Genomic DNA, 14,912 nt, shown 5'->3' with positions numbered 1-14,912 from the left:
AACAAATCGCTGGTCAGGTCGTTTTTTTACGCCCCAAGTGTAGCCTATGCTAAGGACTAGTCAGTAAGCTATTTCCAGTATTAGATTTTTGCATAAGGCAAATTGTGTACTCTAATTTTTCGAAAAAGTTATTGCATTCGAAATAGCCGGTCATTCTATTGCGATGTTTTTACTACTGTCCGTTAATCTCTTTTCTCCACCATTTCATGGCAGACTTTAAACAAAACCTTTCACGACCACGTTTTTTGAAAGGATTTTGGGGTGCAAGCGTCGCTTCTGTTTTTCTAGGAAAAACCGTTTCGGCCACCGCAAAAAATAATCAAGATGGCTCGTCTAAAACCAGCCGTTTTCAAGTCCGTCAGGATCCTCGAAGTGTTTCAAGGGAGAACTAATAAAACCACTGTTATCGCAAGCGTGCATTTCTTGAGTTGCCAAAACGAAACGGGAAATCTACGTGAGATTCTAACCTTCGGGGTCGACGGAATTATTTAAATTATGTCTACGATTTTTTCGAAAGAAGCCAACAAAGCACCTATCAGGATAGTGATCGCACTATTATTGTTGGGTGCAACGGTGACGGCGGGTTTCAACTATTATTTGACTCCCAAATACTCACGTGTGGGTTATCAACCGATTCAGCCAGTTGCTTTTGAGCACTCCCTCCATGCTGGAGAGTTGGGAATTGATTGCCGTTATTGCCATAGCCAAGTGGAAAAGTCCGGCCACTCAAACGTGCCATCTACTAGTACTTGTATGAATTGCCACAATCAGGTGCTGCCACTCAGCGAAAAGCTTCAGCCAGTTCGCGACAGCTTTGCTAGCGGTGAGGCCATTCCCTGGGTTAAAGTGCACAAGGCCCCTGACTACGTTTATTTCGATCATTCCGTTCACGTAAACCGCGGTATCAGCTGTTACGAGTGTCACGGACAGGTTAATGAGATGGATGAAGTCCGACATGAAATGTCATTTAGCATGGCTTTCTGTCTCGAATGCCATCGCAACCCGGAGGAAAGAATTCGTCCGCTGGACAAAGTGTTTGACCTCGACTGGCATCCGGAAAGCAAGGAGCAGCAATTGAAAGATGGAAATGAAATGAAAGAGCATTGGAAAGTAAATCCACCCACCAGCTGCTCAGGATGTCACCGATGAAAAAATTTCTTAAACATCCCGAACCTTCGGATTCTGACCTCAAAGGTCCTCATTACTGGAAAAGCCTGGATGAGTTGGCTGAGACCGAAGGATTCAAAAACTACCTGCACCGGGAATTCCCTGAGGGCGCATCAGAATTGGATGGCGTAAATCGTCGTCAATTCATGAAGGTGATGTCTGCATCTTTCGCTTTTGCCGGTGTCGGACTAACCGGTTGTCGCCGCCCTGAAAAGTACATCATGCCTTTCAGTCAGCAGCCTGAAGAAATTGTACACGGTAAGCCTTTATACTATGCGTCCGCCATGCCGCATCGGAACGATCCGATAGCGTTGATTGCCGAAACGAACGAAGGCCGCCCGACTAAACTGGAAGGAAATAACCTGGTTGAAAGCACGCAGGGTAGCACGAATCAGTATGCCCAAGCGGCAATTCTGGATCTTTACGACCCATCTCGTTCCAAGAAAACAGTTCAGGGAGGTCGTACCTTAACCGAGGATCAGCGTACCGAGCATTTGGTAGCCATTTCAAAAAAATACGCCAAAAACGGTGGTGAAGGGTTAGCGTTTCTTGCCGAAGGTGTTCCTTCTTTGACTCGAGCCGCTCATCTAAAGCAGCTAAAAGCAAAACTTCCAAAAGCGATTTGGGCGGAGTACGATGCTATCGATACTTCCAATCCTGATAAAGCTGCAGCCATAGCATTTGGTGAGTCTGTTCGCGCCGTTTATGATTTTTCAAAAGCTGATCGGGTTCTTTCTTTAGAAGCCGATTTCCTTTACAGTGATCCTAACCACCTGGCTTACACCCGCGATTTTACTAAAGCCCGCAAGGTGGAAGACGACCATACTTCAATGAACCGGCTCTACGCCGCGGAGTCCTATTACTCGATCACTGGAGGTATGGCTGATCACCGTTTGCGTATCGCATCCAGTGACATTCCAGCACTCACTGCGCTGATTGCTGCCGAAATATTTGAAGCTCAGGGTTTGAATGCTGACTCAATTTCAGCGCTTAAAGCATCGGGTGAGGGACTTGATGTGGATCCTCATTGGATCGAGGAATGTGCCAAGGATTTATTCGCACACGCTGGCCACTCCTTGGTCGTTGCAGGACCGCATCAGCCTCAGGCTGTTCACGCACTTGTCATTGCAATGAACGAAGTGCTCAAAGCTCAGGGTGCTACCGTAAAATACGTTAAGATTCCCGAAAGTAATGCAAAATCGATCAGCGAATTGGCCAAGGCTATAAGCAGTGATTATGTTGATACTCTGGTGGTTTTGGGTGGTAATCCTGTTTACAACGCGCCCGTCGATTTGGAGTGGTCCAAGCTTCAGGATAAAGTCAGTGAAGTAGTCCGTTTAGGTGAATACTTTGATGAAACGTCCGAAAAGTCTGACTGCCATATCAACGCCGCGCACTTCCTCGAAAGTTGGGGCGACGCAGTTGCTTTTGACGGCACGGTGTTGGCGATTCAGCCGATGATCCTCCCTCTTTTCCAAGGACTCACTGAACATGAAGTGCTTGAGGTCATTATTAACGGTGAGCCTAAGGAAGGATATACGATTGTATTTGATGCGGTTACCGAATCGTTAAGTGGTTCTCAGAAAGATTTTGAGAAATTCCTACACGATGGTTTCTGGGCCGGAACAACCAGCGACAGCGTAAAAGTAAAGTTGGATGTAAACGCTATTACCAATTTGCTTCAGTCCGCTGGAATCAGAGCATCCAAGCTTTCTTCATCAAACCTGGAAGTTCGCTTCATAGCGGATCCAAGTCTCGATGACGGACGGTTCAACAACAACGGTTGGTTACAGGAGTGTCCTGATCCCGTAACGAAGCTTACCTGGGATAACGCTTTCCTGATCAGCCCGAAATTGGGCCAAGAGCTTGGAGTGATTGCTGGTAACACTTTGATTAAAGTGGTTAGTAAAAACCCGAACGCTCACAAGCGAGGTAAGGAGCAAGGCCACATCATTGAAGTATCTGTTGGCGGCAAAACCTTGAGGGGGCCCGCACATGTTCAACCGGGCTTACCTGACAGCACCATAGTTGTTTCATTAGGTTACGGTCGCACCGTCACCGGTAATGTGGGTGAAGGCAGCGGCTTCAATGCTTACACGTTACGTACATCTACCGGACTTTCTTCGATTTCAGGTGCGACAGCCAAATTAGCGGGCGGCATTCAAGAACTTGCCGATACCCAGGAGCATTGGTCCATGGAAGGTCGTGCGATTATTCGTGAAGCCAACCTCGATTTTTATAAAGAGCATCCTGACTTCGTAGACCACATGGGCATGGAGTCTCACTCTCCCCCGGTGTTAGGACTTGATGCGAATGGCGGAAATCGTCGCGACACAGTACCACTGCAAAAACTGATTGTTGCCGGCGAAGCGAATCGTGGTAATTCGGCTTACGTCACCCCGGAATTTACAGGCACTCACCAGTGGGGTATGTCAATCGACCTCAATACTTGCACTGGCTGTAATGCCTGCGTCATCGCTTGCCAATCGGAGAATAATATTCCCGTTGTTGGACGCGATCAGGTGAAGCGTGGTCGTGAGATGCACTGGATTCGTTTGGATCGTTATTACTCAGCCGGTCCAGGTCGTGATACCAACGATATCCCAGCCAACCCACAGGTTTCACTTCAGCCGATGACTTGTCAGCATTGCGAAATGGCACCTTGTGAATCTGTCTGCCCGGTTAATGCAACCGTTCACGATGATGAAGGACTGAATGTCATGGCCTACAACCGTTGTGTTGGAACCCGATATTGTGCCAACAACTGTCCATACAAAGTTCGTCGCTTCAATTTCTTCGATTGGAATGATCGCGAAATGGACAGCGTTTACGAAGGTCCCCTCGGACCTGGTGGAATGGACGAGTTGAAGATGATGTCCAAGAACCCGGAAGTTTCGGTTCGTATGCGTGGTGTTATGGAAAAGTGCACCTATTGCACTCAAAGAATCCAGGCGGCGAAGATTGACCAAAAGGTTGAAGCCCGCAATTCCGATAATGTAAAAGTTCCAGACGGAACCATCAAAACTGCCTGTCAACAGGTCTGTCCTGCAGGTGCGATTGTTTTTGGTGATGTTTCCGATCCAGAATCAGAAGTTTCCAAGTTGAAGGTATCTAATCGAGATTATGGAGTGTTGGGTTATCTCAACACACGTCCTCGCACTACTTACCTTGCTAAGTTACGTAACCCGAATCCGCTCATGCCGGATTACTATGACAATCCGCTAAGCCATTTGGAGTATAATGCTGTCAATGGTCATGGTGAAGGTCATGGCGATGAGCATGCGGTGGATTCTCACGCTGCAGAGGATGGCGGACATAACGGTCATTAATTTATAGGTTTTCGAGATTATGGCATTTTCTGATCAATTCTCTTTGGATTTAAAAACACCGGCTTCGCCCGAAATACTTGCCGAGGTAAAGCCAGCGCATTTGCCTCGTCCCAAGTTAGTCGAAAACGACCGCAGCTTTGGATGGATTACCCAAAAGGTATGTGGCATTGTGGAAGCCAAAACTCCTGTTTGGTGGTGGGTGGCTTTCGCTTGTGCCGTTTCCCTGGCGTCATTTACCGTGATGGGTCTTTTCTATCTGGTATCAACCGGGGTAGGGGTTTGGGGTCTTTCAAATCCCATGAACTGGGGTTGGGCCATTGTAAACTTCGTTTTCTGGATTGGTATCGGCCATGCAGGAACTTTGATTTCGGCCATTCTCTGTCTATTAAAACAACCATGGCGGACGACCATTAATCGCGCGGCTGAAGCGATGACTATTTTCGCTGTTGCTTGTGCCGGGATCTTTCCTGTTTTCCACGTTGGACGTGTATGGTTCGCCTGGTGGTTATTCCCTTTGCCCAATGCCAATGCCATTTGGCCAAACTTTCGAAGTCCTCTTCTCTGGGACGTTTTTGCCGTGTCTACTTACGCTACTGTATCGGTTGCATTCTGGTATGTAGGTCTGCTTCCGGATTTGGCTACCCTGCGTGATCGCGCAAAATCAAAGTTTCGCAAAATCGTTTACGGTATTTTCTCCATGGGTTGGCGAGGTTCCAACCGCAATTGGAGCAACTACGAAATGGCATACCTGTTGTTAGCCGGGCTTTCAACGCCTCTGGTTCTTTCGGTTCATACGATTGTATCCTTCGACTTCGCGGTTGCCTTGATTCCTGGTTGGCACACTACCATTTTTCCACCGTACTTTGTAGCGGGTGCTATCTTTTCCGGATTTGGAATGGTGTTAACCTTGATGCTCCCTTTGCGTGCCATTTACGGACTACATGATCTGATAACCCAACATCACATCGATTGCATGTGTAAGATCACATTAGCAACCGGGACGATTGTTGGGTATGCCTACTCGATGGAATTCTTCATAGCGTTCTACGGAGCAAATCCGTATGAGATTTTCGCGTTCTTTAATCGAGCTTTTGGTATCTACTCCTGGGCTTACATTACGATGTTTTCCTGTAATGTGATATGTCCCCAGTTGTTTTGGTTTAAGTGGATCCGCCATCGACCTCATGTCGTTTGGATCATCTCCATTTTTGTAAATGTCGGTATGTGGTTCGAACGCTTCGTGATCGCGGTCACTTCGCTCGCCCGAGATTTCTTACCCTCAAGTTGGGGATACTATTCTCCGACCGCGGTCGATATTTTTACTTTCTTCGGAACGTTTGGAGTCTTCTCTACACTGTTCCTTCTCTTCTTGCGCTTCCTACCACTCATTGCCATCGCTGAAGTGAAGGCCGTGACCCCGCAGGCAGATCCGCACCACTACGAAGGAGGACACCACTAATCGGAGAATTTTTGTATGGCGGACAATAAAATATACGGTCTCATGGCCGATTTTGAAAACCCTTTGATTCTGATGAAGGCGGCTGAAAAATGTCGTGATGAAGGATTCAAATCCTGGGATGTACTCACCCCTTTCCCTGTTCACGGATTGGACGATGCCATGGGCTTGAAACGTTCCAAGGTGCCTTTCTTTACCTTCATTGGCGGAACCACTGGATTCATTATCGGTTTGTTTCTGGTGTGGTACATGAACTATTTCGACTACCCGTTGATCGTTGGTGGTAAACCCTTGTTTAGTCCGGTATTTCCATTCCCGGTCATGTATGAGCTCACCATCCTTCTCGCTGCACTTTCTACCATCGCCGGAATGTTTATTCTAAATGGGCTTCCCCGGCATTACCACCCGGCGATGAAGGCAAAGAACTTTGCCGGAACAACAGACGACATTTTACGTATAACGATTGAAGCTGCCGACCCGCTTTATGACGCAGAAAAAACCCGCACGTTCCTGCAGGAAATAGGCGGAACTAACATACAGGAGTTGGAAGACTAATCATGAGATATTTCCTGTTCGCATTTGCATTAGCCGTCGCCGCAGTGGTTTCCATTTTAGGATTCCGCGGAGGATCATTTACCAAGCCACCTTTGGAAATGTTTCCAGACATGGATGACCAATCGAAATATAAGCCGCAGGGCACCAGTACGTTTTTTGCTGATGGTCGTACGGATCGCCTTCCTATTGCGGGAACCGTTGCTCGCGGTCTTTTGAAGGATGACGAATTTCTTCACTTCGGAAAGAAGGGTGAGGAATGGGCGAGAGGCTTTCCGATGCCAGTAACTGACGATTTGATTAATCGTGGCAAAGAACGCTACGGTATTTATTGTGCCGTTTGCCACGGAGGCGTGGGGGATGGCAATGGAGTCACCAAGCCGCGCGGTATGAATATTGTGGCCAGTTTCCACGATGACCGTCTACGGGACATCGCTGAAGGTGAAATTTTCAATACCTTGACCAATGGCAAAGGCCTTATGGGTTACTACCGTGATAAGCTTTCTGCTGAAGATCGCTGGGCCGTGATTGCCTATTTGCGGGTAATTCAACGTTCGCAAAATGCGTCAGTCAATGATGTGCCGCCGGCCAACAGAAAGGATTTGGGACTATGAACAGCGAAGTAACAACTGCAGGAGCTGCCACTGCTTCATCTTCCAGTAAAAAACCCTGGTCGAAAATCTTCCTTATCGGAGGAATTGTATTTTTAGCGATAACTCTGCTCGGCGTATTTTCAGGTGTGGCTGATCATAATCCACGTCCTGCCTATGGGCTCTTAATCATGTTCATTTTCTACCTTAGCATCGGCGTGGGTATGATAATGCTAACCATGATTCACCATGTTTTTGGTTCGGGATGGTCCACGATTCCTCGTCGTCAGTTGGAACATGGTCTTTCGATCTTTCCCTGGTTGGCGCTGATTTTTGTTCCTTTCCTGGTCATCAGCTTTTTGATGGGCGACGATAATTCAGGGTTCATATGGAAATGGTTGGATGCAAGAGCTGTAGCCGATGATGTGCTTTATCAGAAAAAAGCCTGGTGGCTCAACGAAACCGCCTTTTTGGTTCGGTGTGCTATTTATTTTGTTGGTTGGTGTTATCTCGCAAACAGGCTCCGCAAATTGAGCAAAGCTCAAGATGCTGATGGGAATCCTGCCTGGAGTAAGAAACTGCTTTTCCACTCAGCATGGGGCATTATGTTTACGGCCCTTGCTTTGACTTTTGCCTCCATCGACTGGATTAAGTCCATTGAATTTCACTGGTTTTCAACCATGTTTGGTGTGTGGTTTTTTGCCGCAAGCATGCGGGCTGCCTTGGCGGTTACCGCCTTGGTTTGTATCATTCAAGTATACAAGAATGGCCCGTTAACCGGATTCTTCAAACGTGGTCATATGTATGACTTGGGGTGTATCATGTTAGCGTTTACCGTGTTCTGGGCTTACATCAGTTTTTCCCAGTATTTCCTGATTTATAATGCAAATATTCCTGAAGAAACCTTTTGGTATAATATGCGCGAGCAAGGTGCGTGGTGGACGATAAGTATGGGTCTGATCTTTGGTTACTTCCTATTCCCTTTTATCTACCTGCTTTTCTACGCCAACAAAGTGAAGGTGAACCGAATGATTTTTATATGCATCTGGTTACTCTCCTTCCATATGTTGGATCTATATTTCAACATACTTCCTTCCAAGCGTTTGGATTACGATATGTATATTTCCTATCCGTTTTATATCTCTTTTTGGGATATAGCTGCCTTCCTTGGAATCGGTGGAATTTGCGCCTGGTCATTCATGCGAAGCTGGGGCAAGTCCCAAATCATTCCGGTTAAAGATCCACGAATTTTAGAATCCCTGCACCACAATGGCCGATAATTCAACCAAACCTGACGGATTTTCGTTTTTGGCATCTATCATTGCTGTTCTTGTAGCGATTGCAGTGTTCGCTGTCCTGGTATTATGGGCCTACGGCTTGGGAGACAGTGAAGATGCACCAGCTGTAGTGGAAGTCAGAGACGAAGCAGCACCACCAACTGGCGCGGAACTCAAAGCGCATGATAACGAAGTCCTTTCTACTTACGGGTGGGTCGATCAGGAAAAGGGTGTCGTTCGCATTCCTGCCGAAGTCGCTCAAAAACTAGTAATCCAGGAGCTGAAAAAATAATTAATTAAAATGAGTTCTATGGAATCAAATTTAACTCTTTCAGGAACGGCGGCCATCGATCGTTCCACCAAAGCGCCTGTTCTCGTCTATTTGTTTTCAGCGCTTAAGTGGCTTTTATTCGCCTCAATCTTTGGATACCTCGCGTCTTGGAAAACTCACAATCCGGAGTTTTTAAACAGCTGGGCATTTCTAACTGTGGGACGCGTACAAGCTGTCTACACGGCTGCTTTTGTTTACGGCTTTGGCTGTAACATCGCTTTTGCTGTTAGTCTTTGGTTGATGGCACGGCTTTGTGGAACTCAATTACGTTTCAGGTTGGTACTTATCATTGCCGCCGTATTTTGGAACCTCGCACTAACGGTCGGTGTTGTCGGGATTTTCATGGGTGATCTCAACGCGTTTGAGCTTTTGGAACTTCCTTCCTATGTCGGCTTAGCGTTATTTCTTTCTTCGTTGGTCGTATGTGTCTGGGGTATCGCGTGTTTCAAAAACAGAAGTTACCCGGACTTTTATGCTTCCCAATGGTTTTTATTAGCCGCCTTCCTGATATTTCCCTGGATACAGATTGTCGCGCAAATCATGTTGTTCGTGAACCCGGTTCCTGGCGTAGTTCAGGCCTTGGTTGCCAGCTGGTTTGCTTCCAATCTTATTTGGCTCTGGTTTGGATCTATTGCGGTTGCAGGTTTATATTACCTGATTCCCAAACTACTAGGTACGAGCCTTTTGGCTTACAGAATCGCTCGGCGCGCATTCCTCGTTTTTGTCCTTGCTGGAACATGGATGGGAGCCGCCCGACTCGTCGGAGGACCATTCCCCGCATGGATGATTACCTCCGGCATCGTAGCAAGTCTGTTGATGATTATCTTTTTTGTGATCACCGGTATTAATTTTTTCGGTACTCTCTGGCAGAATCGTTCTCAGATTGTGGGGAATGGAGTTCTCCTATTCACCAGTTTTGCGTCACTCGCTTTGTTGATTTCTGGCGTGGGCGTTGTGTTGCTTTCTCTTAGGGGCGTTGCGGAAGTTTCTCAATTTACTATTCTCCTGGATGCTCACCACTTCCTCATCTTCTACGGGGTATTTAGCATGGCGATGTTCGCCATCGTTTATTACGCATTGCCAAAAATTCTTGGTCGAGAGTGGCCGATGGATTTTCTAATATCGTCTCATTTCTGGATAGCATTCACTGGAATTGTGATGCTCGTGGTTCCCTTAGCCGTCGGTGGCTGGAAACAAGGTGTAGCCATGAACGATGCGGCTGTTCCATTTGCGGAGATAGTTCGTTACACCTCTTATTGGATGGTCGCGCGGTCAATGGCATGGATTTTTCTTATAATTGGTCACCTCGCATTGATTTTAAACGTAATAGTGATAATGAGGGCCGATGTTGAATCCTGTATAGAGGATCTTACGCGAGCCGAAGAGGATGCTGTGGGAGGAGTTGAGTCATGAAAAGTTTTGCTTCCTTATTCTTTGTGTTATTGATCGGAATCACAAGTTCCTCGTATTTCCTCCTCCTTCAAGGAGCAAAAGAGTTGAGCCCATCGGAGCTTGAAACTAGCCTTAAGGTATCCGATGAGGATGTTATCATCATCGGTCACGAAGGGCTCGCTGGTCGTGGGCAAAAAGTTTATCGTGAACTCGGCTGTGTGGTTTGCCACACGCAACAAACTCGTCGTCCAGGATACGGCGGAGATTTTGGCCGTGATTGGGGATCAAGACAATCAGTAGCCCGTGACTACGTATTGCAGGATCAAGTCATTCTTGGAAATAAGCGTATTGGTCCGGATCTTTCCAACGTGGGATCTCGACATGATGCAGCCTGGTTTTTCGCCCATTTAAATAAACCCAGCGATGTATCGGAAGTTTCCAATATGCCCTCGTACCCTTTTCTCTTCAAGAAGAGAGAATTTAGTGGTACTCTTTCTGCAAACGCGCTTGTCCTTGTAGGCAATGACACGCCTGCTGAAGGATTTGAAATTGTTCCAACAGATGATGCCGTGGCGTTAGTCGCTTACTTGCAGAGTTTAAATATGGACTATGACTTACCTGAATCGAAGCGGATAAAGTAATGACCGAAGATCAATCCAATTTTAAATCATCTGAGGAGGTCGAAGATTCAAATCTTGTCTCACTCAACGATAAAAATACTTTTATTTCACCGGAAACAATTGGTTATCTTGCGATAGTCTTTTCTATAATCCTGGCCGTAATTTATCTGGCTAGATTTTCTGGTGGCTTTGATTCCAATGAATATCTTGAGTCTTCGAGTATTGCCAGTGAGATGGCTAATTTGGGCGGTGGATCAGGCACTGCTGGAGCTGGAGAAGTTGCTGCTTTTGATCCTGTTAAAGAAGGAAAAAAGATTTACCAAACAAACTGTATGGCATGTCACCAGGTGAATGGACAGGGGATGGTTGGAGCATTTCCTCCTTTGGCCGAGTCTGAGTGGGTTGCAAAGAATCCACAATTATTGGCGCGCATTGTGTTGGCGGGTATGCAAGGTCCAATCATGGTCAAAGGTACTGGGTATAATTCTATTATGGCTCCTCTGGGATCTGTTCTCAATGACGAGAAGATTGCTCATGTGCTTACCTATGTTCGCCAGGAGTGGGGTAACACGTCCGGTCCGGTGGATGCCGCGGTCGTTGCCGAAGCTCGGGAGCAGACAGGGCAACGTGGTATGTGGACGGTTGAAGAGCTCAAGCCCTGGGACACTGAATAGGCTTCAGCTTAATCTATTTTTAAAAGGCCCGGTGAATTACCGGGCTTTTTTATTTCCCCATTTCGATGGAGCGAAGTTTTGCAGCACGAACGGTGTCCCTGATCATTTCTCTAAAATTGGCTGAAGACATGGCTTCCAAGCCTGCTTGAGTTGTTCCGCCTTTTGAAGTAACCTGATTGCGTAATTCTTCGGGGTGTTCCTCAGCCTGCTTTGCCAGGGCTGCCGCTCCAAACACCGTTTGTTTTGCTATTTGAAGCGCCATTTCGGGAGGAAGTCCCTCTTGTGTTCCGGCCTCGGCCAATGCGGCAATAAACTCGAACACGTAAGCAGGGCCACTGCCTGCCACCGCTGTGTGGACATCCATCATACTTTCGTCGATTTGAAAGACTTGTCCAAGGCTCCCTAAAACTGCTTTCAGTATTTCCTTATCGGAATCCTCAAGTGTTTTATTGCTGCAGTAAGCGGTAATTCCTTCGCTGATGCGGCCCGGAGTGTTGGGCATGGTTCTGACAAGGGTCCCGGCGTTGGGGATGGCTCGGGCCAGTTTCTCCAATGAAGTTCCCGCGAGAATAGATAGAACCAGGCGGTTGTTTATTTTTTGAACCGCCTCTGCCTGTGTATCCAGTTGTTGCGGCTTGAAGGCCAACACCAAAATGTCACTTGCTTCAATGAGGTCCTCCGAAGAATTTCCCAGGGAATTTGCCCCGGTCTCTTTTGCAAAGGCACCAGCTCCGCGACCAAACTCACTAATACAATAGATTTGTTCTGGTTTGACGACTTGTTTGGAAATCAATCCACGCATCATGGCACTGGCCATGTTACCGCTTCCCCAGAATCCAATTTTAGACGAGACGCTCATGTGCTGCATGTATAGGATGCAAAAAAGTAGAAATCGTTCCCTGTCCTTCAGGGTTGTTTGCTATGCTTAGCTGACCACCCAAGGAACGAACCGAATGCTGTGCAACCGTTAATCCCATGCCACAACCAATTCCGGCTTTGATAGTTACAAATGGTTCGAAAATGTTGTCGCGGATATCTTCACGGATTCCTTTTCCCCGATCAGTTACCTGGATACGAAGCATCTGACGATTATCGTGAGTTGCGACATCCGTTTCAACCCGGATGATCGGATTCGCACAATCGAAGCGGTGGTAACTTTCCAGCGCGTTTTCCATCAGTCTGGATAGAACGTCTTCGAAGGTTTCCCGGTTGGCTTGAAGCTTCATAGAAGGATCGCTCATCTTTACTTCAATGAAATCAATTTCGTGGGTATCCTTAAATCTTTGGACGGCAGTCTCAAGCAAATCATCCAGTATGAGCTCGCCTACCGCAATGTGTGATTCGCTAGCCAGCCGGCTGAGCTGTTTTACTATGGCCGTCATTTTTCCAACTGTTTTATCAATCACAGCGATTCCACGATGAACGAGTTCCTCATTGGTTAGATCGGTCTTAATCAAATCGAGATAGCCGACTACGACACCCAAAAGGTTGTTAACGTTATGTGCTATTCCTTGAGTAATTGCTCCGATGGCTGCATTTCGCCGCACTTCTCCCAGTCTTTTGGTGAGCTCCATGTTTTCCCGGTTTACTTCCAGAAAGCGGAGTTGTGTATTCACACGTGCTACGGTTTCGTCCAAATCAATAGGCTTCGTGATATAATCAACTGCGCCAAAACTCAGTCCTTCAAGTTTTCCTTCTTTGGTTGAGTTTGCAGTGATGAAGATAATAGGAATCGATCGTGTTTTCTCTTTCTCCTGTAAACGTTCACAGACCTCATGCCCGTCCATTATTGGCATCATAACGTCCAGAAGAATGACGTCGGGCATATGTTGTTCGACCAACTTGAGACAAGTTTCTCCGTCATTGGCTGTCCACACGTCCATGCCCTCTCGAACTAATTTTTTTTCGAGAAGCTTTACATTAACCGGCTGATCATCAACCACGAGGATTTTAGGATTTATCTTCACTGAGCTGTAGAGTTTTTACAAAGGAAACGTAAGGGTAAACCCTATGGTTATTGTTTTGTCTAACAAAAACAAAAGTTTAAAAGTCTACTTACACTCTTTGGTCATTTTCCTAGTCAATAACCCAGGTTCCGGTAATTAGATCGTGTACCGTTCGTTTGTCCTTTTGTAAAAAGATCAACATAAAGGTGATCCAAAGCCATGGACTGAGCAGCAGGAAAATCGTCTTCAACCAGGCTCTCATAAATATGGTTCGAAAAAGGAGCGGTTGATCCAATTGATAACGCGACACTTTTATTCGGAATATCAGTTTCCCTAAAGAGCTACCTTTTAATCTCCATTCGCTAATCAGAAAATAGAGGAAGAAAATGGTGAACAGGATGGTTTGACTGGCCACCAGCATATTCCTCAGATCCGGATTCTCCATCAATGTCTTTGCAAGATCCTTGTCCGCCATAAAGTTCCCCGATGACTTCTCGGCGTATTCGACAATAATGGATTCGGTTCCAGGATAATATTTTGGAATAAGGATGACCATGATTATTGCGAACGCCAGTAATCCACATACCACTACATCTGCTCCTCCCGCCAGTAACCTTACCCACGGCGGAGTCGGCTTGACATGATTACTTATCGATTGAGCCGATAGTGGCAATTCGGGAGGCTCTTGCATCTTGGCAATTAACTCCTGGTTGCCTGAAAAGCCCGAAGTGTATTCTTCATCAACATGGCTACTGTCATGGGGCCTACTCCACCTGGAACAGGTGTTATGGCCGAGACAATATCTTTGGCGGCTTCAAAATCTACATCTCCAACCAATCGATAACCACTCTTTCTTGAACTGTCCTCAATACGGTTGATACCGACATCTATAACAACCGCACCTGGTTTTAACATGTCGGCGGTTACAAAGTGGGCTCTTCCAATCGCAGCTACAACTATGTCCGCTTGTTTTACGATGGATGCAATATCTCGGGTTCGTGAATGGCACACGGTTACGGTTGCATTTCCAAATGCTCCTTTCTGCAGAAATAGAAGTGAAACAGGCTTTCCGACAATTAAACTTCGTCCAAGAACCACCACATGTTTCCCTTCGGTTGATATATCCGAACGTTTGAGCAATTCGATAACTCCTGCAGGTGTGCACGCAACTGAACCGCTTGGGTCTTCCTGGCAAAGCTTGCCGATATTTACGGTGTGAAATCCATCCACATCCTTCTCCGGCAACACCGACCGAAATATGGTTCCTTCGTCGATATGGTCGGGTAGGGGAGCCTGAACCAAAATCCCGTGTATAGAAGGATTCTCATTGAGTGCTTTTATCTCCGCAAGGAGCTCATTCTCAGAGATCGTTTCGGGGAATACCTTAAGTTCACTTCGAATACCTGTCTTTGCGGCGGCGCGTTCCTTATTCCTGACGTAGGAAACCGAAGCAGGGTCTTCACCGACCCTCACAAAAGTAACAGCGGGCTTCTCGTCTCCGAGCTTGGCTACTTCTTCGGTAATTTCATCCAGAATGGTCGCGGCGATGTGTTTACCGTCGATTAACTTCATTGAGGT

14 protein-coding genes are annotated in these 14,912 nt (G+C 46.7%); 10 read left to right on the top strand and 4 right to left on the bottom strand.

All coding sequences use genetic code 11. The annotated features are described in order from the left end of the window. Window positions 1-495 precede the first annotated feature (495 nt). The 10 genes from O3C43_08125 to O3C43_08080 are packed head-to-tail and all read left to right on the top strand — an operon-like array spanning window position 496 to window position 11,388. Window positions 496-1,149, top strand: a complete 654-nt coding sequence (locus O3C43_08125) for a cytochrome C (protein MDA1066455.1) — start codon at window positions 496-498, stop codon at window positions 1,147-1,149. Beyond that, on the top strand, window positions 1,146-4,496 hold the full coding sequence (locus O3C43_08120; GenBank protein ID MDA1066454.1) for a TAT-variant-translocated molybdopterin oxidoreductase: 3,351 nt from the start codon (window positions 1,146-1,148) through the stop codon (window positions 4,494-4,496). The genes O3C43_08125 and O3C43_08120 overlap by 4 nt, the downstream gene beginning before the upstream one ends. Window positions 4,497-4,515: 19 nt before the next feature. Then, window positions 4,516-5,955: a polysulfide reductase NrfD gene (nrfD, locus tag O3C43_08115; GenBank protein MDA1066453.1), complete on the top strand. Its 1,440-nt coding sequence runs from the start codon at window positions 4,516-4,518 to the stop codon at window positions 5,953-5,955. 15 nt (window positions 5,956-5,970) lie between these two features. Next, the gene (locus O3C43_08110; GenBank protein MDA1066452.1) at window positions 5,971-6,507 is read left to right on the top strand and encodes a DUF3341 domain-containing protein; all 537 of its coding nucleotides are present in this window, start codon (window positions 5,971-5,973) and stop codon (window positions 6,505-6,507) included. A 2-nt stretch (window positions 6,508-6,509) separates the two neighbouring features. After that, the gene (locus tag O3C43_08105) at window positions 6,510-7,118 is read left to right on the top strand and encodes a cytochrome c (protein ID MDA1066451.1); all 609 of its coding nucleotides are present in this window, start codon (window positions 6,510-6,512) and stop codon (window positions 7,116-7,118) included. Then, entirely contained in the window at window positions 7,115-8,374 is a 1,260-nt protein-coding gene (locus O3C43_08100; protein ID MDA1066450.1) for a hypothetical protein, read from the top strand. Before O3C43_08105 ends, O3C43_08100 begins: the two co-directional genes overlap by 4 nt. After that, window positions 8,364-8,663 carry a hypothetical protein gene (locus tag O3C43_08095; GenBank protein ID MDA1066449.1) on the top strand — a complete coding sequence of 100 codons (300 nt, stop codon included), beginning with the start codon at window positions 8,364-8,366 and terminating at the stop codon, window positions 8,661-8,663. The genes O3C43_08100 and O3C43_08095 overlap by 11 nt, the downstream gene beginning before the upstream one ends. A gap of 18 nt (window positions 8,664-8,681) precedes the next feature. Further along, window positions 8,682-10,115, top strand: coding sequence for a cbb3-type cytochrome c oxidase subunit I (locus tag O3C43_08090; protein ID MDA1066448.1), 1,434 nt, complete (start codon window positions 8,682-8,684; stop codon window positions 10,113-10,115). Beyond that, entirely contained in the window at window positions 10,112-10,735 is a 624-nt protein-coding gene (locus O3C43_08085) for a cbb3-type cytochrome c oxidase subunit II (protein ID MDA1066447.1), read from the top strand. The genes O3C43_08090 and O3C43_08085 overlap by 4 nt, the downstream gene beginning before the upstream one ends. Next, complete coding sequence (locus tag O3C43_08080) at window positions 10,735-11,388, top strand: cytochrome c (protein MDA1066446.1); 654 nt, start codon at window positions 10,735-10,737, stop codon at window positions 11,386-11,388. The genes O3C43_08085 and O3C43_08080 overlap by 1 nt, the downstream gene beginning before the upstream one ends. 49 nt (window positions 11,389-11,437) lie before the next feature. Here the strand turns inward: O3C43_08080 and proC are convergent, their stop codons facing one another. The 4 genes from proC to folD form a co-directional block, all read right to left on the bottom strand. Beyond that, complete coding sequence (proC, locus tag O3C43_08075; protein ID MDA1066445.1) at window positions 11,438-12,247, bottom strand: pyrroline-5-carboxylate reductase; 810 nt, start codon at window positions 12,245-12,247, stop codon at window positions 11,438-11,440. Continuing rightward, window positions 12,231-13,355: a response regulator gene (locus O3C43_08070; GenBank protein MDA1066444.1), complete on the bottom strand. Its 1,125-nt coding sequence runs from the start codon at window positions 13,353-13,355 to the stop codon at window positions 12,231-12,233. The genes proC and O3C43_08070 overlap by 17 nt, the downstream gene beginning before the upstream one ends. Before the next feature lie 109 nt (window positions 13,356-13,464). Continuing rightward, entirely contained in the window at window positions 13,465-14,025 is a 561-nt protein-coding gene (locus O3C43_08065) for an RDD family protein (GenBank protein ID MDA1066443.1), read from the bottom strand. A gap of 8 nt (window positions 14,026-14,033) precedes the next feature. Beyond that, window positions 14,034-14,906, bottom strand: a complete 873-nt coding sequence (folD, locus tag O3C43_08060) for a bifunctional methylenetetrahydrofolate dehydrogenase/methenyltetrahydrofolate cyclohydrolase FolD (protein ID MDA1066442.1) — start codon at window positions 14,904-14,906, stop codon at window positions 14,034-14,036. Window positions 14,907-14,912: the final 6 nt, after the last annotated feature.

Source organism: Verrucomicrobiota bacterium, from assembly GCA_027622555.1.
Lineage (GTDB): Bacteria > Verrucomicrobiota > Verrucomicrobiia > Opitutales > UBA2995 > UBA2995.
The sequence above is the reverse complement of the archived record's forward strand: the minus strand, read 5'-3'. Positions and strand labels throughout refer to the sequence as shown.

What these genes read in the sequence shown, in the direction of transcription:
- O3C43_08125 (MDA1066455.1), top strand. Translation starts at nt 496, where the DNA reads ATGTCTACGATTTTTTCGAAAGAAGCCAACAAAGCACCTATCAGGATA.
- O3C43_08120 (MDA1066454.1), top strand. Translation starts at nt 1,146, where the DNA reads ATGAAAAAATTTCTTAAACATCCCGAACCTTCGGATTCTGACCTCAAA.
- nrfD (MDA1066453.1), top strand. Translation starts at nt 4,516, where the DNA reads ATGGCATTTTCTGATCAATTCTCTTTGGATTTAAAAACACCGGCTTCG.
- O3C43_08110 (MDA1066452.1), top strand. Translation starts at nt 5,971, where the DNA reads ATGGCGGACAATAAAATATACGGTCTCATGGCCGATTTTGAAAACCCT.
- O3C43_08105 (MDA1066451.1), top strand. Translation starts at nt 6,510, where the DNA reads ATGAGATATTTCCTGTTCGCATTTGCATTAGCCGTCGCCGCAGTGGTT.
- O3C43_08100 (MDA1066450.1), top strand. Translation starts at nt 7,115, where the DNA reads ATGAACAGCGAAGTAACAACTGCAGGAGCTGCCACTGCTTCATCTTCC.
- O3C43_08095 (MDA1066449.1), top strand. Translation starts at nt 8,364, where the DNA reads ATGGCCGATAATTCAACCAAACCTGACGGATTTTCGTTTTTGGCATCT.
- O3C43_08090 (MDA1066448.1), top strand. Translation starts at nt 8,682, where the DNA reads ATGGAATCAAATTTAACTCTTTCAGGAACGGCGGCCATCGATCGTTCC.
- O3C43_08085 (MDA1066447.1), top strand. Translation starts at nt 10,112, where the DNA reads ATGAAAAGTTTTGCTTCCTTATTCTTTGTGTTATTGATCGGAATCACA.
- O3C43_08080 (MDA1066446.1), top strand. Translation starts at nt 10,735, where the DNA reads ATGACCGAAGATCAATCCAATTTTAAATCATCTGAGGAGGTCGAAGAT.
- proC (MDA1066445.1), bottom strand. Translation starts at nt 12,247, where the DNA reads ATGAGCGTCTCGTCTAAAATTGGATTCTGGGGAAGCGGTAACATGGCC.
- O3C43_08065 (MDA1066443.1), bottom strand. Translation starts at nt 14,025, where the DNA reads ATGCAAGAGCCTCCCGAATTGCCACTATCGGCTCAATCGATAAGTAAT.
- folD (MDA1066442.1), bottom strand. Translation starts at nt 14,906, where the DNA reads ATGAAGTTAATCGACGGTAAACACATCGCCGCGACCATTCTGGATGAA.